This is a genomic window from Pseudomonas sp. UBA6699 (assembly GCF_002454615.1).
Taxonomy (GTDB): domain Bacteria; phylum Pseudomonadota; class Gammaproteobacteria; order Pseudomonadales; family Pseudomonadaceae; genus Aquipseudomonas; species Aquipseudomonas juntendi.
The window spans coordinates 1-23,852 of record NZ_DKJF01000011.1; the positions used below are offsets into that span (position 1 = coordinate 1).

The 23,852-nt window shown below is 63.0% G+C and carries 25 protein-coding genes and 1 pseudogene; 18 read left to right on the forward strand and 8 right to left on the reverse strand.

What is annotated here, in order from left to right:
* The 14 genes from B3361_RS01925 to nuoN form a co-directional block, all read left to right on the forward strand.
* A partial coding sequence (locus B3361_RS01925) for a hypothetical protein (protein ID WP_286920050.1) occupies positions 1 to 277 on the forward strand: 277 nt, incomplete at its 5' end.
* A 438-nt stretch (positions 278 to 715) separates the two neighbouring features.
* Positions 716 to 1,129, forward strand: coding sequence for an NADH-quinone oxidoreductase subunit A (locus tag B3361_RS01930; RefSeq protein WP_003251427.1), 414 nt, complete (start codon positions 716 to 718; stop codon positions 1,127 to 1,129).
* Between the two features lie 9 nt (positions 1,130 to 1,138).
* A complete protein-coding gene (locus B3361_RS01935) occupies positions 1,139 to 1,816 on the forward strand; it encodes a NuoB/complex I 20 kDa subunit family protein (protein WP_003251429.1) in 678 nt (225 codons plus the stop codon).
* A 79-nt stretch (positions 1,817 to 1,895) separates the two neighbouring features.
* A complete protein-coding gene (gene nuoC / locus B3361_RS01940; protein ID WP_009686425.1) occupies positions 1,896 to 3,677 on the forward strand; it encodes an NADH-quinone oxidoreductase subunit C/D in 1,782 nt (593 codons plus the stop codon).
* A 2-nt stretch (positions 3,678 to 3,679) separates the two neighbouring features.
* The gene (gene nuoE, locus B3361_RS01945) at positions 3,680 to 4,177 is read left to right on the forward strand and encodes an NADH-quinone oxidoreductase subunit NuoE (protein WP_003251433.1); all 498 of its coding nucleotides are present in this window, start codon (positions 3,680 to 3,682) and stop codon (positions 4,175 to 4,177) included.
* The gene (nuoF, locus tag B3361_RS01950) at positions 4,174 to 5,535 is read left to right on the forward strand and encodes an NADH-quinone oxidoreductase subunit NuoF (protein ID WP_054904798.1); all 1,362 of its coding nucleotides are present in this window, start codon (positions 4,174 to 4,176) and stop codon (positions 5,533 to 5,535) included. Before nuoE ends, nuoF begins: the two co-directional genes overlap by 4 nt.
* A gap of 132 nt (positions 5,536 to 5,667) precedes the next feature.
* Positions 5,668 to 8,382 carry an NADH-quinone oxidoreductase subunit NuoG gene (gene nuoG / locus B3361_RS01955; protein WP_154211272.1) on the forward strand — a complete coding sequence of 905 codons (2,715 nt, stop codon included), beginning with the start codon at positions 5,668 to 5,670 and terminating at the stop codon, positions 8,380 to 8,382.
* Positions 8,379 to 9,386, forward strand: coding sequence for an NADH-quinone oxidoreductase subunit NuoH (gene nuoH, locus B3361_RS01960; protein ID WP_029886631.1), 1,008 nt, complete (start codon positions 8,379 to 8,381; stop codon positions 9,384 to 9,386). The genes nuoG and nuoH overlap by 4 nt, the downstream gene beginning before the upstream one ends.
* A gap of 11 nt (positions 9,387 to 9,397) precedes the next feature.
* A complete protein-coding gene (nuoI, locus tag B3361_RS01965) occupies positions 9,398 to 9,946 on the forward strand; it encodes an NADH-quinone oxidoreductase subunit NuoI (protein ID WP_016488223.1) in 549 nt (182 codons plus the stop codon).
* A gap of 10 nt (positions 9,947 to 9,956) precedes the next feature.
* Complete coding sequence (gene nuoJ, locus B3361_RS01970; protein WP_009686420.1) at positions 9,957 to 10,457, forward strand: NADH-quinone oxidoreductase subunit J; 501 nt, start codon at positions 9,957 to 9,959, stop codon at positions 10,455 to 10,457.
* Between the two features lie 3 nt (positions 10,458 to 10,460).
* The gene (gene nuoK / locus B3361_RS01975) at positions 10,461 to 10,769 is read left to right on the forward strand and encodes an NADH-quinone oxidoreductase subunit NuoK (protein WP_003251446.1); all 309 of its coding nucleotides are present in this window, start codon (positions 10,461 to 10,463) and stop codon (positions 10,767 to 10,769) included.
* Positions 10,766 to 12,619: an NADH-quinone oxidoreductase subunit L gene (nuoL, locus tag B3361_RS01980; RefSeq protein WP_054904800.1), complete on the forward strand. Its 1,854-nt coding sequence runs from the start codon at positions 10,766 to 10,768 to the stop codon at positions 12,617 to 12,619. Before nuoK ends, nuoL begins: the two co-directional genes overlap by 4 nt.
* A gap of 49 nt (positions 12,620 to 12,668) precedes the next feature.
* Entirely contained in the window at positions 12,669 to 14,201 is a 1,533-nt protein-coding gene (gene nuoM, locus B3361_RS01985) for an NADH-quinone oxidoreductase subunit M (RefSeq protein ID WP_054904801.1), read from the forward strand.
* A gap of 7 nt (positions 14,202 to 14,208) precedes the next feature.
* Positions 14,209 to 15,678, forward strand: a complete 1,470-nt coding sequence (nuoN, locus tag B3361_RS01990) for an NADH-quinone oxidoreductase subunit NuoN (RefSeq protein ID WP_009686417.1) — start codon at positions 14,209 to 14,211, stop codon at positions 15,676 to 15,678.
* Between the two features lie 78 nt (positions 15,679 to 15,756).
* Here the strand turns inward: nuoN and B3361_RS01995 are convergent, their stop codons facing one another.
* Positions 15,757 to 16,020 (reverse strand): ogr/Delta-like zinc finger family protein, encoded by a 264-nt coding sequence (locus B3361_RS01995; protein ID WP_054904827.1) that lies wholly within the window; start codon positions 16,018 to 16,020, stop codon positions 15,757 to 15,759.
* 200 nt (positions 16,021 to 16,220) lie between these two features.
* On the opposite strand from B3361_RS01995, the gene B3361_RS02000 reads away from it, so the two are divergent.
* Positions 16,221 to 16,589 (forward strand): helix-turn-helix domain-containing protein, encoded by a 369-nt coding sequence (locus B3361_RS02000; protein ID WP_029886636.1) that lies wholly within the window; start codon positions 16,221 to 16,223, stop codon positions 16,587 to 16,589.
* On the opposite strand, the gene B3361_RS02005 is transcribed toward B3361_RS02000, so the two are convergent.
* The 3 genes from B3361_RS02005 to B3361_RS02015 are packed head-to-tail and all read right to left on the reverse strand — an operon-like array spanning position 16,586 to position 17,545.
* Positions 16,586 to 16,948, reverse strand: a complete 363-nt coding sequence (locus B3361_RS02005; RefSeq protein WP_054904802.1) for a hypothetical protein — start codon at positions 16,946 to 16,948, stop codon at positions 16,586 to 16,588. The genes B3361_RS02000 and B3361_RS02005 overlap by 4 nt on opposite strands.
* Positions 16,941 to 17,285 (reverse strand): head completion/stabilization protein, encoded by a 345-nt coding sequence (locus tag B3361_RS02010; protein WP_009686413.1) that lies wholly within the window; start codon positions 17,283 to 17,285, stop codon positions 16,941 to 16,943. Before B3361_RS02010 ends, B3361_RS02005 begins: the two co-directional genes overlap by 8 nt.
* Positions 17,286 to 17,296: 11 nt before the next feature.
* The gene (locus B3361_RS02015; protein ID WP_009686412.1) at positions 17,297 to 17,545 is read right to left on the reverse strand and encodes a helix-turn-helix domain-containing protein; all 249 of its coding nucleotides are present in this window, start codon (positions 17,543 to 17,545) and stop codon (positions 17,297 to 17,299) included.
* A 219-nt stretch (positions 17,546 to 17,764) separates the two neighbouring features.
* Between B3361_RS02015 and B3361_RS02020 the strand changes: the two are divergent.
* Positions 17,765 to 19,836, forward strand: a pseudogene (locus B3361_RS02020) (TonB-dependent receptor family protein).
* Positions 19,837 to 19,906: 70 nt separating this feature from the next.
* Here B3361_RS02020 and B3361_RS02025 read toward each other — a convergent pair.
* Positions 19,907 to 20,467: an NADPH-dependent FMN reductase gene (locus tag B3361_RS02025; protein ID WP_054904804.1), complete on the reverse strand. Its 561-nt coding sequence runs from the start codon at positions 20,465 to 20,467 to the stop codon at positions 19,907 to 19,909.
* Positions 20,468 to 20,623: 156 nt separating this feature from the next.
* On the opposite strand from B3361_RS02025, the gene B3361_RS02030 reads away from it, so the two are divergent.
* Positions 20,624 to 20,842, forward strand: a complete 219-nt coding sequence (locus B3361_RS02030; RefSeq protein WP_009686408.1) for a hypothetical protein — start codon at positions 20,624 to 20,626, stop codon at positions 20,840 to 20,842.
* A gap of 61 nt (positions 20,843 to 20,903) precedes the next feature.
* On the opposite strand, the gene dnaQ is transcribed toward B3361_RS02030, so the two are convergent.
* The 3 genes from dnaQ to B3361_RS02045 are packed head-to-tail and all read right to left on the reverse strand — an operon-like array spanning position 20,904 to position 22,948.
* The gene (gene dnaQ, locus B3361_RS02035; RefSeq protein ID WP_054904805.1) at positions 20,904 to 21,662 is read right to left on the reverse strand and encodes a DNA polymerase III subunit epsilon; all 759 of its coding nucleotides are present in this window, start codon (positions 21,660 to 21,662) and stop codon (positions 20,904 to 20,906) included.
* Between the two features lie 50 nt (positions 21,663 to 21,712).
* Positions 21,713 to 22,159: a ribonuclease HI gene (gene rnhA / locus B3361_RS02040; protein ID WP_029886642.1), complete on the reverse strand. Its 447-nt coding sequence runs from the start codon at positions 22,157 to 22,159 to the stop codon at positions 21,713 to 21,715.
* 15 nt (positions 22,160 to 22,174) lie between these two features.
* Complete coding sequence (locus tag B3361_RS02045; protein WP_029886643.1) at positions 22,175 to 22,948, reverse strand: class I SAM-dependent methyltransferase; 774 nt, start codon at positions 22,946 to 22,948, stop codon at positions 22,175 to 22,177.
* Positions 22,949 to 23,033: 85 nt separating this feature from the next.
* Here B3361_RS02045 and gloB point away from each other — a divergent pair, with 85 nt between their 5' ends.
* Positions 23,034 to 23,813, forward strand: a complete 780-nt coding sequence (gene gloB, locus B3361_RS02050) for a hydroxyacylglutathione hydrolase (protein ID WP_054904806.1) — start codon at positions 23,034 to 23,036, stop codon at positions 23,811 to 23,813.
* Positions 23,814 to 23,852 lie beyond the last annotated feature (39 nt).

Below are 23,852 nucleotides of genomic sequence, written 5' to 3' on the forward strand. Positions count from 1 at the left end.
CGCGAGCTGCGCTCGCTCCTACGTTTGTTTCGGGCCAATTATGCCTGTGGGATTTGCGCGCGAACGCTTTGGCGCACGCCTCGATATGGCGACGTACAAACAAGGCGGTCGCGCGCGGGCGGCGCTCGGTTTCACAGGCGCTGCATTCCTTTCGCCATACAAATGGCAGCCCTCACGCGACCCACGCCAGCCCAACAAACCCCACAATCACGTCTATGCTTGTGGCAGCACCGCACCCAGGGCAGCACTGGCCGGCCGCTTCATCAGCCAGTCATGACCCAACCACTAAAGTATTGACCCAGAGCGGTGCAACCGCCGCGCAAAGCTGCTAGAACACGGCCCTTTCGCATTTACAAGTAGGGGGACTCGCCAGATGAACTTTACAAGGCTCAGAACAGCCCAGTTAAATGGCACCAGGCCAAATGATATTAATTATCATTACGAAACTTGTAATTCGTTACCACTCGCAAGAAACATAATTAACAAAAGCGCACGCAATGCCCGAATTTCAAGGCTTTCAGCCATTTACGCGCTGCTGTTGCACTAAATCCTACGGATAAATTTGCTACAGAAATTTTACTTGCACCAGGTTTACCCATAAAATCAGCGCGATTGATTCAGCTGCGACATTTGGTCACTGCATGTGCGACACCAGGTCGCCGCTCTACACTTTTTTCAGACTGCAGAGCTGGGTCTCTGTATAAGGATTTCTAGCATGTCCGATTCGGCAGGACTCATCGCCCACAACTGGGGCTTTGCCATCTTCCTCCTGGGTGTCGTCGGCCTGTGCGCCTTCATGCTCGGCCTGTCCAGCCTGCTCGGTAGCAAGGCATGGGGCCGCGCCAAGAACGAACCCTTCGAATCCGGCATGCTGCCCGTCGGCAGCGCCCGCCTGCGCCTGTCCGCCAAATTCTATCTGGTCGCGATGCTGTTCGTGATCTTCGATATCGAAGCCCTCTTTCTCTTTGCATGGTCTGTGTCCGTCCGCGAAAGCGGCTGGACCGGGTTCGTCGAAGCACTCGTTTTCATAGCAATTCTGTTGGCAGGTCTTGTCTACCTATGGCGCGTCGGGGCACTTGATTGGGCTCCCGAAGGTCGCCGCAAGCGGCAAGCGAAGCTGAAACAATGAGGCTTTGGCATGCAATACAATCTCACCAGAATCGATCCGGATGCGCCCAACGAGCAGTACCCGGTCGGTGAACGGGAAACCGTCACTGATCAACTGCTGGAGGACCAGGTCCACAAGAACATCTTCATGGGCAAGCTCGAAGATGTGCTGCGTGGCGCGGTCAACTGGGGTCGCAAGAACTCACTGTGGCCGTACAACTTCGGCCTGTCCTGCTGCTACGTGGAAATGACCACGGCCTTCACGGCCCCCCACGACATCGCCCGCTTCGGCGCCGAAGTCATCCGGGCCTCGCCGCGTCAGGCCGACTTCATGGTCATTGCCGGTACCTGCTTCGTGAAAATGGCGCCGATCATCCAGCGCCTGTACGAGCAGATGCTCGAGCCCAAGTGGGTGATCTCCATGGGGTCGTGCGCCAACTCCGGTGGCATGTACGACATCTACTCGGTCGTTCAGGGGGTCGACAAGTTCCTCCCCGTGGACGTCTATGTGCCTGGCTGCCCGCCACGCCCTGAGGCTTTCCTGCAAGGCTTGATGCTGCTGCAGGAGTCGATCGGCCAAGAACGACGCCCGCTTTCCTGGGTTGTTGGTGATCAAGGTATTTACCGTGCCGAGATGCCAGCCCAGAAAGACTTGCGTCGTGAGCAGCGCATTGCCGTAACCAACCTGCGCAGCCCCGACGAAGTCTGATCCAGCGACCTGCCGCCCGCTCCCCATGGAGCCGGCGGCCTGGCTTCATTCTTAACGTTGACCCAAAGCGACCGAGACCATGACAGCGGACAACGCTATTTTCATTCCGCCCTACAAGGCTGACGACCAGGATGTGGTCGTCGAACTGCACAACCGTTTTGGCGCCGAAGCATTCGTCGCCCAGGAAACCCGCACCGGCATGCCCGTGCTGTGGGTCAAGCGCGCCCAACTCAAGGAAGTGTTGAGCTTCCTGCGTGGCGTGGCCAAGCCGTACAGCATGCTGTACGACCTGCACGGCGTCGACGAACGCCTGCGTACCCAGCGCCGCGGCCTGCCAGCCGCCGACTTCAGCGTGTTCTACCACCTGCTGTCGATCGAGCGTAACAGCGACGTGATGATCAAGGTGTCGCTCAGCGAAGGCGACCTCAACCTGCCATCGGTGACCAGCATCTGGCCGAACGCCAACTGGTACGAGCGCGAAGTCTGGGACATGTTTGGCATCGACTTTGCCGGCCACCCGCACCTCAGCCGCATCATGATGCCCCCCACCTGGGAAGGCCACCCGCTGCGCAAGGACTACCCGGCCCGTGCCACCGAGTTCGACCCGTACAGCCTGACCCTGGCCAAGCAGCAGCTCGAAGAGGAATCGGCGCGCTTCAACCCCGAAGCCTGGGGCATGAAGCGTCAGGGCGCCAACGAGGACTACATGTTCCTCAACCTCGGCCCCAACCACCCTTCGGCGCACGGTGCATTCCGCATCGTGCTGCAGCTGGACGGTGAAGAGATCGTCGACTGCGTACCGGACATCGGCTACCACCACCGTGGCGCCGAGAAAATGGCCGAGCGCCAGTCCTGGCACAGCTTCATCCCCTACACCGACCGTATCGACTACCTCGGCGGGGTGATGAACAACCTGCCGTACGTGCTCGCGGTGGAGAAGCTGGCCGGCATCCAGGTGCCGCAGAAGGTCGACGTGATCCGCATCATGCTCGCCGAGTTCTTCCGCATCACCAGCCACCTGCTGTTCCTGGGCACCTATATTCAGGACGTGGGTGCCATGACCCCGGTGTTCTTCACCTTCACCGACCGCCAGCGCGCCTACACCGTGATCGAGGCGATCACCGGTTTCCGCCTGCACCCGGCCTGGTACCGCATCGGTGGCGTCGCCCACGACCTGCCGCGCGGCTGGGACAAGCTGGTCAAGGACTTCGTCGAATGGCTGCCCAAGCGCCTCGACGAGTACACCAAGGCGGCCTTGCAGAACAGCATCCTCAAAGGCCGTACCATCGGCGTCGCTGCCTACAACACCAAGGAAGCACTGGCCTGGGGCACCACCGGTGCGGGCCTGCGCGCCACCGGTTGCGACTTCGACCTGCGCAAAGCCCGCCCTTACTCCGGCTACGAGAACTTCGAGTTCGAAGTACCGCTGGCCCACAACGGCGATGCCTACGATCGCTGCATGGTCCGCGTCGAGGAGATGCGCCAGAGTATCCGCATCATCGACCAGTGCCTGCGCAACATGCCGGAAGGCCCGTACAAGGCGGATCACCCGCTGACCACGCCGCCGCCGAAAGAGCGCACCCTGCAGCACATCGAAACCCTGATCACGCACTTCCTGCAAGTCTCGTGGGGCCCGGTGATGCCGGCCAACGAGTCGTTCCAGATGATCGAGGCGACCAAGGGCATCAACAGTTACTACCTGACGAGCGATGGCGGCACCATGAGCTACCGCACCCGGATCCGTACCCCGAGCTACCCGCACCTGCAGCAGATCCCTTCGGTGATCAAAGGCAGCATGGTCGCCGACCTCATTGCGTACCTGGGCAGTATCGACTTCGTTATGGCTGACGTGGACCGCTAAGCATGAACAGCACGCTTATCCAGACAGACCGTTTCGCCCTGAGCGAAACCGAGCGCTCGGCCATCGAGCACGAAATGCATCACTACGAGGACCCGCGCGCGGCGTCCATCGAAGCCTTGAAGATCGTTCAGAAGGAACGCGGCTGGGTGCCGGACGGCGCCATTCACGCCATCGGCGAAGTGCTGGGCATTCCGGCCAGCGACGTCGAAGGTGTAGCCACCTTCTACAGCCAGATTTTCCGCCAGCCAGTCGGCCGCCACATCATCCGCGTGTGCGACAGCATGGTCTGCTACATCGGCGGCCACGAATCGGTGGTCAGCCAGATCCAGAGCGAACTGGGCATCGGCCTTGGCCAGACTACCGCAGACGGCCGCTTCACCCTGCTGCCGGTATGCTGCCTGGGCAACTGCGACAAAGCCCCGGCGCTGATGATCGACGACGACACCTTCGGTGACGTGCAGCCGGCTGGCGTTTCCAAACTGCTGGAGGGTTACGTATGACCATTACTTCCTTCGGCCCGGCCAACCGCATCGCGCGCACGGCCGAAACCCACCCGCTGACCTGGCGCCTGCGTGACGACGGCGAACCGGTATGGCTGGCCGAGTATGAATCGAAGAACGGCTACGCCGCCGCGCGCAAGGCGCTGGCAGACATGTCCGCCGACGAAATCGTGCAAAGCGTCAAGGACTCCGGCCTCAAGGGCCGTGGTGGCGCCGGCTTCCCCACCGGGGTGAAGTGGGGCCTGATGCCCAAAGACGAATCCATGAACATCCGCTACTTGCTGTGCAACGCGGACGAAATGGAGCCCAACACCTGGAAGGACCGCATGCTGATGGAGCAACAGCCCCATCTGCTGGTGGAGGGCATGCTGATCAGCGCCCGCGCCCTGAAGGCCTACCGCGGCTACATCTTCCTGCGCGGCGAATACACCACCGCCGCGAAGAACCTCAACCGCGCCATCGATGAAGCCAAGGCCGCAGGCCTTTTGGGCAAGAACATCCTGGGCAGCGGTTTCGATTTCGAGCTGTTCGTGCACACCGGTGCCGGGCGCTACATCTGCGGTGAAGAAACCGCGCTGATCAACTCGCTGGAAGGCCGCCGCGCCAACCCGCGCTCCAAGCCGCCCTTCCCTGCTGCGGTGGGTGTATGGGGCAAACCGACCTGCGTGAACAACGTCGAAACCCTGTGCAACGTGCCAGCCATCGTCGCCAACGGCAACGACTGGTACAAGTCGCTGGCCCGTGAAGGCAGCGAAGACCACGGCACCAAGCTGATGGGCTTTTCCGGCAAGGTCAAGAACCCGGGCCTGTGGGAACTGCCGTTCGGCGTTACCGCCCGCGAGCTGTTCGAGGACTACGCCGGTGGCATGCGTGACGGCTTCAAGCTCAAGTGCTGGCAGCCAGGCGGCGCCGGTACCGGCTTCCTGCTGCCCGAGCACCTCGACGCGCAGATGTACGCCGGTGGCATCGCCAAAGTCGGCACCCGCATGGGTACGGGCCTGGCCATGGCGGTCGACGACAGCGTCAACATGGTGTCGCTGCTGCGCAACATGGAAGAGTTCTTCGCCCGCGAGTCGTGTGGCTGGTGCACCCCTTGCCGTGACGGCCTGCCGTGGAGCGTGAAAATGCTCCGCGCACTGGAAAACGGCCAGGGCCGCGCCGAAGACATCGAGACGCTGCTGGGGCTGGTCAACTTCCTTGGCCCAGGCCGTACCTTCTGTGCTCACGCACCGGGTGCCGTCGAGCCATTGGGCAGTGCCATCAAGTACTTCCGCTCGGAGTTCGAGGCCGGTGTGGCGCCTGAAAGCGCTGGCACCCTGCGCCCGAACCTGGCGAAGCCGATTGTGGTCGGCGCATAAGAAGATAGAACGCGGGTGGTCCGTGCCACCCGCCAGCCCGCCGGCAGGCCCGAATGACTCGTGGCGTGCCGCAGGCTCACCGATTTCCATTAGCCACGCCCGCTCACGCGGGCCAACGAAGAACTTTGAACAATGGCCACTATCCACGTAGACGGCAAAGCGCTCGAAGTCAACGGTGCTGACAACCTGTTACAGGCGTGTCTGTCACTCGGCCTCGACATCCCTTATTTCTGCTGGCACCCCGCGCTTGGTAGCGTGGGTGCCTGCCGGCAGTGCGCGGTCAAGCAGTACACCGACGAGAACGACACCCGTGGTCGTATCGTCATGTCCTGCATGACCCCTGCTTCCGACGGCACCTGGATCTCCATCGACGATGAAGAGTCCAAGGCGTTCCGCGCCAGCGTCGTCGAATGGCTGATGACCAACCACCCGCACGACTGCCCGGTGTGCGAGGAAGGCGGTCACTGCCACCTGCAGGACATGACGGTAATGACCGGCCACAACGAGCGCCGCTACCGTTTCACCAAGCGTACCCACCAGAACCAGGACCTCGGCCCGTTCATCGCCCATGAGATGAACCGCTGCATCGCCTGCTACCGCTGCGTGCGCTACTACAAGGACTACGCCGGCGGGACCGACCTGGGTGTCTACGGCGCCCACGACAACGTGTACTTCGGTCGCGTCGAAGACGGCGTGCTGGAAAGCGAGTTCTCCGGCAACCTGACCGAAGTCTGCCCAACGGGCGTGTTCACCGACAAGACCCACTCCGAGCGCTACAACCGCAAGTGGGACATGCAGTTTGCCCCGAGCATCTGCCATGGCTGCTCCAGCGGCTGCAACATCAGCCCGGGCGAGCGCTACGGCGAGCTGCGCCGTATCGAAAACCGCTTCAACGGTTCGGTGAACCAGTACTTCCTGTGCGACCGCGGCCGCTTTGGCTACGGTTACGTCAACCGCACGGACCGCCCGCGCCAGCCACAACTAGCCGACGGCACCAAGCTGGGTCTGGACGCCGCCCTGGACAAGGCCGCCGACCTGCTGCGCGGCCGCACCATCGTCGGTATCGGTTCGCCACGCGCCAGCCTCGAAAGCAACTACGGCCTGCGTGAGCTGGTCGGTGCCGAGTACTTCTACTCGGGCATGGAAGCTGGCGAGCTGGCCCGGGTGCGCCTGGCCCTGGACGTGCTGAACAACAGCCCGCTGCCGGTGCCGACCCTGCGCGACATCGAAGACCACGACGCCGTGTTCGTGCTGGGTGAAGACCTGACCCAGACCGCTGCCCGCGTCGCCCTGGCTGTGCGCCAGGCGACCAAGGGCAAGGCCGAGGCCATGGCCGAAGCGATGAAGGTGCAGCCTTGGCTCGACGCTGCCGTGAAGAACATCGGCCAGCACGCGCTGTACCCGCTGTTCATCGCTTCGCTGGCGCAAACCAAGCTGGACGACGTGGCTGAAGAGTGCGTGCACGCAGCCCCCGCCGACCTGGCCCGCCTGGGCTTCGCCGTGGCCCACGCCATCGACCCGAGCGCCCCGGCCGTCGAAGGCCTGGACGCCGAAGCCAAAGCCCTGGCCCAGCGCATCGCCGACGCCCTGGTGGCCGCCAAGCGCCCATTGGTGGTAGCGGGCACTTCGCTGGCCGACCCGGCCCTGATCGAAGCCGCCGCCAACATCGCCAAGGCCCTGAAGCTGCGCGAGAAAAACGGCTCCCTGAGCCTGGTGGTGCCAGAGGCGAACAGCATCGGCCTGGCCATGCTCGGTGGCGAGTCGGTAGATGCCGCGCTGGACGCCGTCATCAGCGGCAAAGCCGATGCGATCGTGGTGCTGGAAAACGACCTGTACGCCCGCGTAGCGGCTGCCAAGGTCAACGCAGCCCTGGCGGCCGCCAAAGTGGTGATCGTCGCCGACCACTCGAAAACCTCGACGGTCGACCGCGCCCACCTGGTGTTGCCGGCCGCCTCGTTCGCCGAAGGCGACGGTACCCTGGTCAGCCAGGAAGGCCGTGCCCAGCGCTTCTTCCAGGTGTTCGACCCGCAGTACCTGGACAGCAGCATCCAGATCCACGAAGGCTGGCGCTGGATGCACGCCCTGCGTGCCACCCTGCTGAACAAGCCGGTCGACTGGACGCAACTGGACCACGTCACCAGCGCCTGTGCGGCTGCCGCGCCGCAACTGGCCGGCATCGTCAATGCCGCGCCAAGCGCCGCGTTCCGCATCAAGGGCATGAAGCTGGCCCGCGAGCCGCTGCGCTACTCCGGCCGTACCGCCATGCGCGCTAACATCAGCGTGCACGAGCCACGTACCCCGCAAGACAAGGACACCGCGTTCGCCTTCTCCATGGAAGGCTACTCGGGCTCGGCCGAACCGCGCCAGCAGGTGCCGTTCGCCTGGTCGCCGGGCTGGAACTCGCCACAAGCCTGGAACAAGTTCCAGGACGAGGTCGGTGGCCACCTGCGTGCTGGTGACCCGGGCGTGCGCCTGATCGAGTCGCAAGGCGACCGCCTGAACTGGTTCAGCGCCATTCCGGGCGCCTTCAACCCGGCCCGTGGCACCTGGACTGCCGTACCGTTCTTCCACCTGTTCGGCAGCGAAGAAAGTTCCTCGCGCGCCGCCCCGGTGCAACAGCGTATTCCGGCGGCCTACGTGGCCCTGGCCAAGTCCGAGGCCGACCGCCTGGGCGTCAACGAAGGTGCGCTGCTGAGCCTGACCGTTGCCGGTGTGGCCCTGCGCCTGCCGCTGCGTATCAATGAAGAGCTGGGCGCTGGCCTGGTCGCGCTGCCGAAAGGCCTGGCCGGCATTCCGCCTGCCATCTTCGGTGCACCCGTCGAAGGTCTGCAGGAGGCAGCACAATGAGCTGGTTCACCCCCGAAGTGATCGATGTGATCATCCAGGTCGTCAAGGCTATCGTGGTGCTGTTGGCCGTGGTGGTCTGCGGCGCGCTGCTCAGCTTCGTCGAACGCCGCTTGCTGGGCTGGTGGCAGGACCGCTACGGTCCGAACCGTGTCGGCCCGTTCGGCATGTTCCAGATCGCAGCCGACATGCTGAAGATGTTCTTCAAGGAAGACTGGAACCCGCCCTTCGTCGACAAGATGATCTTCACCCTGGCGCCAGTCGTGGCCATGAGCGCCCTGCTGATTGGCTTCTCGATCATCCCGATCACCCCGGGCTGGGGCGTCGCCGACCTGAACATCGGCCTGCTGTTCTTCTTCGCCATGGCCGGCCTGTCGGTCTACGCGGTGCTGTTTGCCGGCTGGTCGTCGAACAACAAGTACGCCCTGCTGGGCAGCTTGCGGGCGTCGGCCCAGACCGTGTCGTACGAAGTGTTCCTGGGCCTGGCGCTGATGGGCGTGGTGGTGCAGGTGGGCTCGTTCAACATGCGCGACATCGTCGAGTACCAGGCGCAGAACCTGTGGTTCATCATTCCGCAGTTCTTCGGCTTCTGCACCTTCTTCATCGCTGGCGTGGCCGTGACTCACCGTCACCCGTTCGACCAGCCGGAAGCGGAACAGGAACTGGCCGACGGCTACCACATCGAGTATGCCGGCATGAAGTGGGGCATGTTCTTCGTCGGTGAGTACATCGGCATCATCCTCATCTCGGCGCTGCTGGTAACCCTGTTCTTCGGCGGCTGGCACGGCCCGTTCGGCATCCTGCCGCAACTGCCGTTCCTGTGGTTCGCATTGAAGACCGCGTTCTTCATCATGCTGTTCATCCTGCTGCGCGCCTCGATCCCGCGCCCACGCTATGACCAGGTGATGGACTTCAGCTGGAAGTTCTGCCTGCCGCTGACCCTGATCAATTTGCTGGTGACCGCTGCGCTCGTGCTCTACAACACGCCAGCCGTCGCGGCCCAGTGAGGATTTGACCCATGTTCAAGTATATCGGCGACATCGTTAAGGGCACCGGCACCCAGCTGCGCAGCCTGGCCATGGTGTTCTCCCACGGGTTTCGCAAACGCGACACCCTGCAGTACCCCGAAGAGCCCGTGTACCTGCCGCCGCGCTACCGCGGCCGCATCGTGCTCACCCGCGACCCCGACGGCGAGGAGCGCTGCGTAGCGTGCAACCTCTGCGCGGTGGCCTGCCCGGTCGGCTGCATCTCGCTGCAGAAAGCCGAAACCGAGGACGGCCGCTGGTACCCGGAGTTCTTCCGCATCAACTTCTCGCGCTGCATCTTCTGCGGCCTGTGTGAAGAAGCGTGCCCGACCACCGCGATCCAGCTGACTCCGGATTTCGAAATGGCCGAGTTCAAGCGTCAGGACCTGGTGTACGAGAAAGAAGATCTGCTGATCTCCGGCCCCGGCAAGAACCCTGACTACAACTTCTACCGTGTTGCGGGTATGGCCATCGCTGGCAAGCCGAAAGGCGCTGCACAGAACGAAGCCGAGCCGATCAACGTGAAGAGCTTGCTCCCATAAGGACAGAAAGATGGAATTCGCTTTCTACTTCGCATCCGGGATCGCCGTGGTGTCCACCCTTCGGGTGGTGACCGGCACCAACCCCGTGCACGCCTTGCTTTACCTGATCATTTCGCTGATTTCCGTGGCCATGATCTTCTTCTCCCTGGGTGCGCCGTTCGCCGGTGCCCTGGAAGTGATCGCCTACGCCGGCGCCATCATGGTGCTGTTCGTGTTCGTGGTGATGATGCTCAACCTCGGGCCGGCTTCGGTGGCCCAGGAGCGCGGCTGGCTCAAGCCCGGCATCTGGGCCGGGCCGGTCATCCTTGGCGCCCTGCTGCTGGCAGAGCTGCTGTACGTGCTGTTCGTCACCCCGAGCGGCGCCGGCATCAGCGGTACCACCGTGGGCCCGAAAGCCGTGGGGGTCAGCCTGTTCGGCCCCTACCTGCTGGTGGTCGAACTGGCGTCGATGCTGCTGCTGGCGGCAGCTGTGACCGCCTTCCACCTAGGCCGCAACGAGGCGAAGGAGTAAATCATGGGTGCTATCCCTCTCGAACATGGCCTGGCAGTCGCCGGCATCCTGTTCTGCTTAGGTCTGGTTGGCCTGATGGTCCGCCGCAACATCCTCTTCGTGCTCATGAGCCTGGAAGTCATGATGAACGCCTCTGCCCTGGCGTTCGTCGTCGCCGGGGCCCGTTGGGTCCAGCCCGACGGCCAGGTGATGTTCATTCTGGTGATCAGCCTGGCAGCTGCCGAGGCCAGCATTGGCCTGGCCATCCTGCTGCAGCTGTACCGCCGGTTCCACACTCTCGACATCGATGCTGCCAGTGAGATGCGCGGATGAACCTTCTCTTCCTGACTTTCGTCTTTCCCCTCATCGGCTTCCTGCTGCTGTCGTTCTCGCGCGGACGGTTCTCGGAGAACCTGTCCGCGCTGATCGGCGTCGGCTCGGTAGGCCTGTCGGCGGCCACGGCCGCCTACGTCATCTGGCAATTCAACGTCGCCCCACCTGAAGGCGGCGCTTACAGCCAGTTGCTGTGGCAGTGGATGTCGGTGGACGGCTTCGCGCCGAACTTCACCCTGTACCTGGACGGCCTGTCGGTCACCATGCTCGGCGTGGTCACCGGTGTCGGCTTCCTGATCCACCTGTTCGCCTCCTGGTACATGCGTGGCGAAGCCGGCTACTCGCGCTTCTTCTCGTACACCAACCTGTTCATCGCCAGCATGCTGTTCCTGATCCTTGGCGATAACCTGCTGTTCATCTACTTCGGCTGGGAAGGCGTGGGCCTGTGCTCGTACCTGTTGATCGGCTTCTACTACAGCAACCGCAACAACGGTAATGCCGCGCTCAAGGCATTCATCGTCACCCGCATCGGCGACGTGTTCATGGCCATCGGCCTGTTCATCCTGTTCGCCCAGCTGGGTACCTTGAACGTGCAGGAGCTGCTGGTGCTGGCACCGCAGAAATTCCAGGCGGGCGACACCTGGATGGTGCTGGCAACGCTGATGCTGCTGGGCGGTGCGGTGGGTAAATCGGCCCAGCTGCCACTGCAGACCTGGCTGGCGGACGCGATGGCCGGCCCGACCCCGGTTTCGGCACTGATCCACGCCGCGACCATGGTGACTGCGGGCGTGTACCTGATCGCCCGTACCAACGGCCTGTTCCTGCTGGCACCCGACATCCTGCACCTGGTAGGCGTGGTCGGTGGCGTGACCCTTGTACTGGCCGGCTTCGCTGCGCTGGTGCAAACCGACATCAAGCGTATCCTCGCCTACTCGACCATGAGCCAGATCGGCTACATGTTCCTGGCCTTGGGCGTCGGTGCCTGGGACGCGGCGATCTTCCACCTGATGACCCACGCGTTCTTCAAGGCACTGCTGTTCCTGGCCTCCGGTGCGGTGATCGTTGCCTGCCACCACGAGCAGAACATCTTCAAGATGGGCGGCCTGTGGAAGAAACTGCCCCTGGCCTATGCCAGCTTCGTGGTCGGTGGCGCGGCCCTGGCCGCCCTACCGATCGTGACGGTAGGCTTCTACTCCAAGGACGAGATCCTCTGGGAAGCCTTCGCCAGCGGCAACACCGGCCTGCTGTACGCCGGCCTGGTGGGCGCGTTCATGACCTCGCTGTACACCTTCCGCCTGATCTTCATCGCCTTCCACGGCGAAGCCAAGACCGAAGCGCATGCCGGCCACGGCATCAGCCACTGGCTGCCGCTGGGCGTACTGATCGTGCTGTCGACCTTCATCGGTGCCTGGATCACCCCACCGCTGGCCGGCGTGCTGCCTGAAAGCGCCGGCCATGCCGGTGGCGCCGCCAAGCACGCGCTGGAAATCACCTCGGGGTCGATCGCCATTGCCGGTATCCTGCTGGCAGCCCTGCTGTTCCTGGGCAAGCGCAGCTTCGTCAGTGCGGTGGCCAACAGCAGCATCGGCCGCGTGCTTTCGGCCTGGTGGTTCGCTGCCTGGGGCTTCGACTGGATCTACGACAAGCTGTTCGTCAAACCTTACCTGCTGATCAGCCACATGCTGCGCAAGGATCCGGTTGACCGCGGCATTGCCCTCATCCCTCGCCTGGCTCGCGGCGGCCACGTCGCCATGAGCAAGACCGAGACAGGCCAACTGCGCTGGTACACCGCCTCGATCGCCGTTGGCGCAGTGCTGGTACTCGGCGCTGTGGTAGTGGCTGCGGTATGACCATGAACTTTGCGAACCTTGCGACCCTGCAAAAGGAAACGAACCCGTCATGATTTTGCCTTGGCTGATCCTGATCCCCTTCATCGGCGGCTTCCTGTGCTGGCTGGGTGAGCGCTTCGGCGCCACCCTGCCGCGCTGGATCGCGCTGCTGACCATGTCCCTGCTGCTAGGCATCGGCCTGTGGCTGTGGGCTCACGGCGATTACACCCTCGCCCCCGCACCTGGCGCCGAACCGGCCTGGGCCCTGGAATACAAAGTCCAGTGGATCCAGCGCTTCGGCATCAGCATCCACCTGGCCCTCGATGGCCTCTCGCTGCTGATGATCCTGCTTACCGGCCTGCTCGGTGTGCTGTCGGTCCTGTGCTCGTGGAAAGAAATCCAGCGTCACGTCGGCTTCTTCCACCTCAACCTGATGTGGATCCTGGGCGGCGTGGTCGGTGTGTTCCTGGCACTGGACCTGTTCCTGTTCTTCTTCTTCTGGGAAATGATGCTGGTGCCGATGTACTTCCTCATCGCGCTCTGGGGTCACAGCTCGGCAGATGGCAAGAAGACCCGGATCTACGCGGCGACCAAGTTCTTCATCTTCACCCAGGCCAGCGGCCTGATCATGCTGGTGGCGATCCTTGGCCTGGTCCTGGTCAACTACAACACCACCGGCGTGCTCACCTTCAACTACAGCGACCTGCTCAAGGCCCAGTTGCCTGCGGGCGTGGAATACCTGCTGATGCTGGGCTTCTTCATCGCCTTTGCGGTGAAGCTGCCGGTGGTGCCGTTCCACTCCTGGTTGCCTGACGCTCACGCCCAGGCGCCCACTGCAGGTTCCGTGGACCTGGCCGGTATCCTGCTGAAGACTGCGGCCTATGGCCTGCTGCGCTTCGCCCTGCCGCTGTTCCCGAACGCCTCGGCCGAGTTCGCGCCGATTGCCATGACCCTGGGCCTGATCGGCATCTTCTACGGTGCGTTCCTGGCTTTCGCGCAAACCGACATCAAGCGCCTGATCGCCTTCTCCAGCGTCTCGCACATGGGCTTCGTGCTGATCGGTATCTACTCCGGCAGCCAGCAGGCCCTGCAAGGCGCGGTAATCCAGATGCTGGCCCACGGCCTGTCGGCTGCCGCGCTGTTCATCCTGTCGGGCCAGCTGTACGAGCGCCTGCACACCCGTGACATGCGCCAGATGGGCGGCCTGTGGCAGCGTATCGCCTACCTGCCCGCCATCAGCCTGTTCTTCGCCGCTGCCTCGCTGGGCCTGCCCGGCACCGGCAACTTCGTCGGCGAGTTCCTGATCCTGCTCGGCAGCTTCGTGCATGTACCGTGGATCACCGTGATCGCCACCACCGGCCTGGTATTTGGCTCGGTGTACTCGCTGATCATGATCCACCGCGCCTACTTCGGCCCGGCCAAGAGCGACACCGTACTGGCCGGCATGGACGGTCGCGAGCTGATCATGGTGCTGGGCCTGGCGGTCCTGCTGATCCTGCTGGGCGTGTATCCGCAGCCATTCCTCGACACCTCTGCCGCCACCATGAGTGGTGTGCAGCAGTGGCTCGGCTCCGCTTTCACTCAACTCGCTTCGGCCCGGTAAGAGCGCTATGGAATTCACCACTCAACACTTCATCGCATTGGCGCCGATGCTGATCACCACCATCACCACGGTGGTGGTGATGCTGGCGATCGCCTGGAAGCGCAACCACTCGCAAACCTTCCTGCTGTCCACCGTGGGCCTGAACCTGGCGCTGCTGTCGATCCTGCCGGTGCTGAAGGTGGCACCGTTGGCGGTCACCCCGCTGCTGACCATCGACAAGTTCGCCTGCCTGTACATGGCGATCATCCTGGTGGCCACGCTGGCTTGCGTCACCCTGGCCCACGCCTACCTGGGCGAAGGCTCCAAAGGCTTCCCGGGCAACCGTGAAGAGCTCTACCTGCTGCTGCTGATGTCGGCACTCGGTGGCCTGGTGCTGGTCAGCGCCAACCACCTGGCGGGGCTGTTCATCGGCCTGGAGCTGCTGTCGGTGCCGGTCTACGGCCTGGTGGCCTATGCGTTCTTCAACAAGCGCTCGCTGGAAGCCGGTATCAAGTACATGGTGCTGTCGGCCGCCGGTTCAGCGTTCCTGCTGTTCGGCATGGCCTTGCTGTACGCCGACGCCGGCAGCCTGAGCTTCGACCAGATCGGCAAGGCCCTGGCGGCTACCAGCATGCCAAGCCTGGTGGCCCAACTGGGCCTGGGCATGATGCTGGTCGGCCTGGCCTTCAAGCTGTCGCTGGTACCTTTCCACCTGTGGACCCCGGACGTGTACGAAGGCGCCCCGGCGCCGGTTGCCGCATTCCTGGCAACCGCCAGCAAGGTCGCGGTGTTCGCCGTGGTCGTGCGCCTGTTCATGCTCTCCCCTGCTGCCAGCAGCGGCGTGCTGAGCACCGTACTGGCGGTCATCGCCGTTGCCTCCATCCTGGTCGGTAACCTGCTGGCGCTGACCCAGAGCAACCTCAAGCGCCTGCTCGGTTACTCGTCCATCGCCCACTTCGGTTACCTGCTCATCGCCCTGATCGCCAGCAAGGGCCTGGCCCTGGAAGCCATGGGCGTGTACCTGGTCACCTACGTGATCACCAGCCTGGGCGCCTTCGGGGTCATCACCCTGATGTCCTCGCCCTATGGCGGCCGTGACGCCGATGCCCTGTACGAATACCGCGGCCTGTTCTGGCGCCGCCCGTACCTGACTGCAGTGCTGACCGTGATGATGCTGTCGCTGGCGGGCATCCCGCTGACCGCCGGTTTCATCGGCAAGTTCTACATCATCGCCACCGGTGTCGAGTCGCACCTGTGGTGGCTGGTTGGTGCCCTGGTGATCGGCAGCGCCATCGGCGTGTACTACTACCTGCGTGTCATGGTCACCCTGTACCTGGTCGAGCCGAACCTGCGTCGCCACGACGCACCGCTGAAGTGGGAGCAGCGCACCGGTGGCGTCATGCTGCTGGCCATCGCCATTCTTGCTTTCGTACTGGGTGTGTACCCGCAACCCCTGCTGGAAATGGTCCAGCAAGCCGGCCTGCAACTGATCGGCTGATTGCCCTGGCAATGAAAACACCCCGCTGATGCGGGGTGTTTTTTTATGTGCGTGTTTTAGGTCGCTGAGCATGCCAGCTCATTCACCACGGCTACCCAGCCCTGCGCCCGGCAGGGCCGCCTTGCGCAAATCACCATTGGCTGAAGGCAGGTAGACTTCCGGGTTGGGCATGCCGCTGGGCGACAGTTCATGGGTCATTTCGAATTCGGCACGTACCGACCAGCCACAGGCCTCGGTTGTGCATTGCAAATAAGCAATGCGCAGGAAAATATGGCGACCTTCACTGGTGCGGATGCGCATCCTGCTGTGGCAGTGCGGGCAGACAAGCTTGTAAGTACTCACGGCAAGTACCTGCAAGCACTGTTCAGGTGCAACTTCAGTGAGAATGCTCGCCGGAGTGTGTCAGTATTGGCCACAAAATCGGGACTATTCTTCAGTTTGGTGTTTCTCATTGCAGAAATGCTCCTTAAAACGCAGGGCTGTATTCATAACGAGTAGTTTAAGCCCATGGAATATCATTAAACCAGTCATGGATATTTGTTATGAGTACTCACGTACTGGCTGCGGTGCTCACGCGGCTCAAGCTTCTAACTGGCGCGCAGTCCGACGCCGATCTTTCGCGCGCACTGTCGGTGAGCCCGCAGACGCTCAGCAGCTGGAAGGTGCGCGATAGCATTCCCTATTCCCTTTGCATCGAGATCGCCAGGCAACATGCCTGCTCGCTGGACTGGCTTCTGCTCGGCCATGGCGAGCAGGCCCCGGCAAGCCGGGGCCTGACGGGTTGGGAAGCCGATGTGCTCGAGCGCCTGCGCACCTTGTCCCCCAGCGACCGCCAAGCCATCTTGCTGTTCATCGAAGACAAGCAGCGAATCCGGCAACTGGAACAGCGGTTGAGCGAGCTGGCGGGTTAACCCCGCTTACGCCAGCGCTGGATCAGTTCACGCGGGTCGAGGGTGTCGACCAGCACCATGACCTTCAGGCTGACCGGAATGACGATTACCGCTGCCACAAAACCGGCCATGCCACGTGACAGCAAGGGCACCGACTCCGAAATCAGCGGCTCGAACAAATGGCCCACGCCTACGGTGACGAACACCAGCAAGAGTTTCTTGGCCAGTGTCAGCCGCTTGGCGGTGTTGGTGATCAACCGGTCGCGTGCGGCACTGACCAGCAACGCCCCCAGCAACGCGGCGAACAACACATTGCCATCCACCCCCAGCATCTGCGCCAGGATTGAACCCAAGTGGTCGCAGAACCATTGTTCAGGCATGTTTCAGCCCTCGTCGCGGTCCTGCAAGGCAAGGCGCGGAACCCAAGGTATGCAGGATCGCGGCTTCGACAAAACGGGTGTAACACACGTGCAAGGCGCGCCCATGGTCATGCCCGGCCACGTCCTCGAGGCGTTGGTAGCCCCGCTCACGCAGTGCCGCTCGCCAGCGGGCGAACTCGCTTGCCGCGGCAATCACGGCACAGCGCGCGGCCACCTCCAGCGCCGCATCACTGACTGGCTGCTGCAGCTTCAGCCGTTCATGCAACCTGCCCAAGTCCACCCGCGGCCAGAACGGGTCGTGGCTATCGGCAATGCGTGGTAGGCGATCGGTACTCATGCGTCACCTCCTCATTGCTCGGCCAGCATGCCGTAACGAATAGCCTTGATCACTGCAGCTACCCGGGTGGGCACATCGAATTTGCGCAGGATGTTGGACACGTGGAAATTCACGGTCGACTCCTTGCACGCCAGGATCTGCCCGATTTCCCAGGAACTCTTGCCATAGGCGCACCACAGCAGCACCTGCTGTTCACGTGGTGTCAGGCGCACCGGGGCGTCCGCCAGAGGGTGCTGCGAATGTCGAGCGTTGTCGGTCATGTTTGAACTCCACGGGTGAGTGAGCACGGCACGCTTGCCGATCTGCGTTCACCTTACGAAGCCCGGGCGGCAGCCTCCATCGCCGCCGCTTGTAAAGAACTTTCGTACAAAAGCGTCTGACGAAAGCAGCGGGAAAATGAGTGCTTTTCTTCGTGCTCCCGGCGGCATTTCGCTCGTCTCAACGCCGTTGTCCATTCGCTTTTCGCCTGGAGTCGTACAATGCGTCGCGTTATGCCCCTGTCATCCTGCCTGGGCCTGCTGGCTGCCATGGGCGCCACCCAGCCCGTCGTGGCGGCACCCTCGGTCGAGCTCGACCAGGTGCTGATCACCGACGAGGAGCAGACCGAACTGACGGCCGCCACCCAGCGCCTGCGCGAAATACCGGGCGCCAGCAACCTGGTGGACATGCAACGCGTCGGCCAAGGCCGGGTGGCCAGCAACCAGGACGTGCTGGCCTACCAGCCCGGTGTGTTCGCACAATCGGCAGGCAACGACGGGATCAAGTTGTCGATCCGCGGCTCAGGCCTCAATCGTGCCCCGGGGGCACATGGCTCTGGCATCTACACGATGTTCGACGGGCTGCCATTGACCGGCCCGGGGGGCACCCCCTACGAGCTGTTCGAACCCTTGTGGCTAAGCCGCGCGGAAGTGTTGCGCGGCGCCAACGGCTTCGATCAGGGCGCGCTGGCACTGGGTGGCGCGATCAACTACGTCACCCACACCGGCTATGACGCTGCACCGCTGCAGGTGCGCTACGAGGTGGGCAGCCGCGGCTACCAGCATCGGCATATCAGCTCGGGCCAGGTGCTGGGCGACCTCGACTACTACGTCGCGTTGACCGATGCCGAATACGACGGTTACCAGGCTCACAGCAGCGGCAGTGCCAAGGGCGTGGCTGCCAATGTCGGCTACCGCTTCAACCCCAACCTCGAAACGCGCTTCTACCTGCGCTACCGGGAAACCGAGAACGAACTGGCCGGGCGCCTGACCAAGGACCAGATCAAACACCACCCTCGGGCGGCCAACCCGGCCTACCTGGCCCGTGACGATAGCCGCCCGCAACCTGGCAGCACCTGGGTAGGCAACAAGACTACCTTCTACCTCGACGATGACGCGCGGGTGGAAGCCGGCCTGGTCTACCACGACTACCCCATGGACCTGCGCGAAGGGCCGATGCGCCTGAAGGTGGCCTATACCGACGTCAGCGGCACGCTCAACTATTCGCGCCGCGACAGCCTGTACGGCCACGAGAGCAAGACCACCCTCGGCTGGCGCACCACCAAACACCTGCCAAACAGCGGCGCCTCGCAGTTCGCCCGCACTGGCGACGTGTTCGGTGCAAGGACGCGGGACTTCACCTACCAGGGCTCCGATACCGTGCTGCATGCCGGCAATGACCTGGAACTGGTGCCCAACCTGTGGCTGACCACCGGCCTGGCCATGATTTACACCCGGCGTGAAAGCGACGTCACCTACCCTGCCGAGGGCGGCAAAGTGAGCATGCATGACTGGGATTACGCCCCCCGTGTGGGCTGCGCTACGACCTTCGGCCGGACCTGCAGGTGTATGGTAACCTCAGCCGTTCGGTCGAGCCGCCACACCCCTGGTCGCTGATCTGGAGCGCACCGAGTACTGGCGGCAAACAGATCCAGCCGATCAAAATGCAGAACCAGACTGCAACCACCCTGGAAGTGGGCGCACGTGGCGATTCGGCCATCGGCCGCTGGGACCTGGCCTGGTACTACGCACAGGTGCGCCACGAACTGCTCGCCGTGGAAGTGGTGCCGAACTTCACCTCCGAGTTCAATGCCAGCGCCACAGTGCACCAAGGTGTGGAAGCCGGCCTCGTCAGCACCTTGTGGGAACGCGCAGGCACGGGCAAGTTGAGCCTGCGCCAGGCCTATACATTCAGTGATTTCCACTACCGCGATGACGAGGCGTTCGGTGACAATCGCCTGCCTGGCATCCCCATGCACTATTACCAGGCCGAGCTGCGCTACGACTGGCCGAACGGTTTCCATGCCGGGGTGATTACCCAGCTGGCATCCAAGGTTCAGGTGGACTACGCCAACAGCTACCACGCTGATGAATATGCCCTGCTCGGCGCGCGTATCGGTTGGGATTCACCCCGCCAGGACTGGCAAACCTGGCTGGACCTGCGCAACCTCACCAACCAGCGTTATGCAGCGACGGTGACGCCCGCCTACAACGATGCCGGTAATGACAATGCGCGCTCCACCCCGGGCGAGGGCTTTAGCGTATACGCCGGGGTTTCCTACAGCTTCCGCTAACGCATGGCGCCCCTTGCAGCAGCGGGCCAGGCCACTGCGGCAAGGGGCATCCCACGAGTGGGTTGGCGGTTCAGACCGACCGGTTCAGCTTCACCCATGAAGCAAACTTGTCGATGAAGGCCTGCAGGAATGGCCGGGTCTTGTCGTTGAGCTTGCCCGACTCGTCGAACAGGTTGGCGGCACCGCCAATGTAGGCTTCGGGCATCTGCATGCACGGCATGTCCAGAAATACCAGCGCCTGGCGCACGGCATGGTTGGCACCAAAGCCGCCGATAGCCCCTGGCGAAACGCTCACCACCGCAGTGGGCTTGCCGCTCCAGGCACTGTGCCCGTAAGGCCGCGAGCCAACGTCAATGGCGTTCTTCAGGCAGCCGGGGACCGAGCGGTTGTATTCAGGGGTGACGAACAGCACGGCATCGCTACGGCGGATCTCCTCGCGAAACCGTGTCCAGGACTGAGGAGCGCCTTCGGCCTCGACATCCTCGTTGTACAGCGGCAGATCGCCAATTTCGACGATTTTCAGGGCAAGACTGGACGACGCCAGCTCCGCAAGCGCGCGGGCGACCTTACGGTTGTAGGACTCCTTGCGCAAGCTACCGACAACAACCGCAACCGAATACACCTGGCTCATGGCAATTTCCTACCTATACGGGTTAAAGGACGTTGTAGTTATAGATGACCGTTTCTCGCCGCTTTGGTTTTTTTTCATCGACGCGAAAACTTCCAGCCCTCCTGCACGGTCTATGACTACAGACATTTCCTACGTATTTCAGAGGTTTCCACCCAAATGGCAGCAGTAATGGTCGGCCAATTCCACGCCCGTGACGCCGAAGGCCGCATCTACCCCGTGCACGAGTTCCAGGAGTCGACCCTGCAACTTGACGGCAGCACACTGGGCGCCCCCATCACAACCTACCGCCTGGCCATCGGCGACAAGGTCAATTACCTGGGTGAAAACCGCTTCGAGCTGGCCCGCAGCGGTGTCGAGCTCATTCGCATTCCGTGAAGCAAGCCGTGGCGCATGGCCGGTGATGGATGACCGGCAGCAGCAAGACAGATAGCCACAATCAGCCGGCAGCTGACTCGGTCAGCACCTGCCACATCGAAGGCCCGCCTGCCGATTTGGCTATGGCTGCCAACCGCTCGGCATGCGCTTCTAGCTCTTGGGCATTGGCCATGATCACGCGCCCCGGCGCTCGCCCGGTGATCCGGCGGATTTCGCTGCCGCCGCCAACCTCCCCGTCACCCTCGGCATCCGCCCCATGACCGGCCAGCGACAGGCTGGTCTGGCCACCGGTCATCGCCAGGTAGACGTCGGCCAGCAGTTCCGAGTCGAGCAGTGCGCCGTGCAGCTCACGGCCCGAGTTGTCGATATCGTAGCGTTTGCACAGCGCATCGAGGCTGTTGCGCTGCCCCGGGTGGCGCGAACGCGCCAGCAGCAAGGTGTCGAGAACGGTGCAGTACTGCGACACGTCCGCGCGATGCTGCTGGCCCAGCAAGGCGAATTCGTTGTTGATGAAGCCTACGTCGAACGCCGCGTTGTGGATGACCAGCGTGGCGCCCTGGATGAACTCGAAGAACTCATCGGCCACATCGGCGAAGCGCGGCTTGCCGACCAGAAACGCGTCGGTGATGCCGTGGACGTTGATCGCCCCCTCGTCACTTTCGCGGTCCGGCTGCAGGTAGACATGGAAATGCCGCCCGGTCAGCCGCCGGCCGATCACCTCGACACAGCCGATTTCGATGATCCGGTGACCTTCGCCAACCGGCATACCCGTGGTCTCGGTATCGAGAATCACGTACCGTTTATCTTGCTGCTGCTCCACGCCGGGTGCTCCAACTTGCATCAGTTACAAAGCGGCGATTGTACCCCAGCTCAACGCTGGGCGCGCACCTCATCGACCCCACGGTTGGCCAACTGGTCGGCCCGTTCGTTGCCGGGGTGGCCGATGTGCCCGCGTACCCACTTCCAGGTGACCTTGTGGCGGTTGACCTGCTCATCGAGCAGTTGCCACAGGTCGGCGTTTTTTACCGGCTCCTTGGCCGCGGTTTTCCAGCCGCGCTTCTTCCAGTTGACCATCCACTCGTTGATGCCCTTCATCACATATTGCGAGTCGGTGGTCAGCACGACTTCGCATTCACGCTTGAGCGACATCAGCCCCTGGATCGCCGCCATCAGCTCCATGCGGTTGTTGGTAGTTTCACGTTCGCCGCCCCACAGTTCCTTCTCGACGCCCTTGTAGATCATCAGCACCCCCCAGCCACCCGGGCCAGGGTTGCCCTTGCAGGCACCATCGGTAAACATTTCGACGCTATCGCTCATGTACCACTCTTGAATTCAGTGCTTGTCAGTTTCAGGGTTGGCTGCCGTGCGGTTGACCTTGGCCAGCGGCAGCGGCAGCAGCTTGCCCATGGGCTCGCGACGCTGCTGACGCAGGGGCCGCAGCCCTACCACCATCTTGCGCGCCACCAGCAGGTAGACCCCACCACCGGCACCTTGCCAGCCGCCGGCCAGCCGCTCCCAGCCTTGCAGGCGCTGCTGCCAGGCCGGTGAGGCAAGCGGCGGACGATAGCACCCGAAGCGGCGTTTCTCCAGCGCGAAGCCCAGCAGGTTGAGCCAGTCGCCAACCCGCGACGGCGAGATGCAGCGCGCCTTGCGCAAGGCGCCATGGCTGAAGAAATGGCGCATGCCCCAACTGCTCCACGGGTTGATGCCCACGATCAGCAAGTGCCCACCCGGGCGCACGGCACTGGCTGCCTCGCGCAGCAGGCCATGCGGGGACAGGCAGAAGTCCAGGCCATGCTGCAGCACCACCACGTCGGCAGCATGCTCGCTCAGCGGCCAGGCCTGTTCCTCGCAGACAATTTCAACCCCAGGCAACGGCGCACCAAGGCGCACATTGCGCTGCACCTGGGGTGCCTGGGGCGGTGCTTCGGCGCAGGGCCCGTAATGCACCAGGTAACCGCCAAAAAAGCGCCCCAGCTCTTCCTCCAGCAGTTGGTCTTCTTCCTTGAGCATCAGTTGGCCGAGTGGGCCATTGAACCACTCACGGGCCAGGCTGATCAGCTCGACCCAGTCCGGATCGGCCTGGGCAAAGGCTTGGTCGGTCATTGCGCTCTCCCTCGAAGGTTCTCCCGCCGCGCCATCGCGGCTAAGATGCCTTCATGTGCCACGCTAGGTGAATCGGATCCGCACCATGATACAGATCGATGCTCTTCCCGCTTTCTCCGACAACTACATCTGGTTGTTACAGGATACTGCCAAACGCCGTTGTGCGGTGGTCGACCCCGGCGACGCCGGCCCGGTGGAGCGTTGGCTGGCCGCCAACCCCGGCTGGGCGTTGAGCGACATCCTCATTACCCACCACCACAACGACCACGTCGGCGGCGTGGCACGGCTCAAGCAACTGACCGGCGCGCGGGTCTGTGGCCCGGCCAACGAGCAGATTCCCTGCCGTGACCTGGCGCTGGACGAGGGCGCCGAGGTGGAAGTGCTGGGCGTGGTATTCCAAGTGCTGGCGGTGCCCGGCCACACCCTGGGCCATATCGCTTTCTTCAGTGACCAGCCGGCAACCCCGCTCCTGTTCAGCGGCGATACCCTGTTCGCGGCCGGTTGCGGGCGCATGTTCGAGGGCACGCCCGAGCAGATGCAACCCGCCCTGGCCCGCCTGGCTGCCCTGCCCGCGCACACCCAGGTGTACTGCGCCCACGAATACACGCTTGCCAACCTGCGCTTCGCCAGGGCCGTCGAGCCCGACAACCGGCATGTGCAGCAGCGCTTCGACGAGGTGACCCGGTTGCGCGCCGACCAGCGCATCACATTGCCGACAACAATTGGCCTGGAGCGCCTGACCAACCCTTTTTTGCGCACCTCTGAAACATTAGTTAAACAAAAAGCAGACGAATGGAAGGGACATTCCAACGCTACGCATGTCGCTGTTTTTGCTGCCTTGAGGTCTTGGAAAGACACCTTCTGATAACCGCAAGATATATCGCAATCTGTCTTCAACGGTTGA

Coding starts and splice junctions, on each gene's coding strand:
- B3361_RS01930 (WP_003251427.1), top strand. CDS start 716: ATGTCCGATTCGGCAGGACTCATCGCCCACAACTGGGGCTTTGCCATC.
- B3361_RS01935 (WP_003251429.1), top strand. CDS start 1,139: ATGCAATACAATCTCACCAGAATCGATCCGGATGCGCCCAACGAGCAG.
- nuoC (WP_009686425.1), top strand. CDS start 1,896: ATGACAGCGGACAACGCTATTTTCATTCCGCCCTACAAGGCTGACGAC.
- nuoE (WP_003251433.1), top strand. CDS start 3,680: ATGAACAGCACGCTTATCCAGACAGACCGTTTCGCCCTGAGCGAAACC.
- nuoF (WP_054904798.1), top strand. CDS start 4,174: ATGACCATTACTTCCTTCGGCCCGGCCAACCGCATCGCGCGCACGGCC.
- nuoG (WP_154211272.1), top strand. CDS start 5,668: ATGGCCACTATCCACGTAGACGGCAAAGCGCTCGAAGTCAACGGTGCT.
- nuoH (WP_029886631.1), top strand. CDS start 8,379: ATGAGCTGGTTCACCCCCGAAGTGATCGATGTGATCATCCAGGTCGTC.
- nuoI (WP_016488223.1), top strand. CDS start 9,398: ATGTTCAAGTATATCGGCGACATCGTTAAGGGCACCGGCACCCAGCTG.
- nuoJ (WP_009686420.1), top strand. CDS start 9,957: ATGGAATTCGCTTTCTACTTCGCATCCGGGATCGCCGTGGTGTCCACC.
- nuoK (WP_003251446.1), top strand. CDS start 10,461: ATGGGTGCTATCCCTCTCGAACATGGCCTGGCAGTCGCCGGCATCCTG.
- nuoL (WP_054904800.1), top strand. CDS start 10,766: ATGAACCTTCTCTTCCTGACTTTCGTCTTTCCCCTCATCGGCTTCCTG.
- nuoM (WP_054904801.1), top strand. CDS start 12,669: ATGATTTTGCCTTGGCTGATCCTGATCCCCTTCATCGGCGGCTTCCTG.
- nuoN (WP_009686417.1), top strand. CDS start 14,209: ATGGAATTCACCACTCAACACTTCATCGCATTGGCGCCGATGCTGATC.
- B3361_RS02000 (WP_029886636.1), top strand. CDS start 16,221: ATGAGTACTCACGTACTGGCTGCGGTGCTCACGCGGCTCAAGCTTCTA.
- B3361_RS02005 (WP_054904802.1), bottom strand. CDS start 16,948: ATGCCTGAACAATGGTTCTGCGACCACTTGGGTTCAATCCTGGCGCAG.
- B3361_RS02010 (WP_009686413.1), bottom strand. CDS start 17,285: ATGAGTACCGATCGCCTACCACGCATTGCCGATAGCCACGACCCGTTC.
- B3361_RS02015 (WP_009686412.1), bottom strand. CDS start 17,545: ATGACCGACAACGCTCGACATTCGCAGCACCCTCTGGCGGACGCCCCG.
- B3361_RS02025 (WP_054904804.1), bottom strand. CDS start 20,467: ATGAGCCAGGTGTATTCGGTTGCGGTTGTTGTCGGTAGCTTGCGCAAG.
- B3361_RS02030 (WP_009686408.1), top strand. CDS start 20,624: ATGGCAGCAGTAATGGTCGGCCAATTCCACGCCCGTGACGCCGAAGGC.
- rnhA (WP_029886642.1), bottom strand. CDS start 22,159: ATGAGCGATAGCGTCGAAATGTTTACCGATGGTGCCTGCAAGGGCAAC.
- B3361_RS02045 (WP_029886643.1), bottom strand. CDS start 22,948: ATGACCGACCAAGCCTTTGCCCAGGCCGATCCGGACTGGGTCGAGCTG.
- gloB (WP_054904806.1), top strand. CDS start 23,034: ATGATACAGATCGATGCTCTTCCCGCTTTCTCCGACAACTACATCTGG.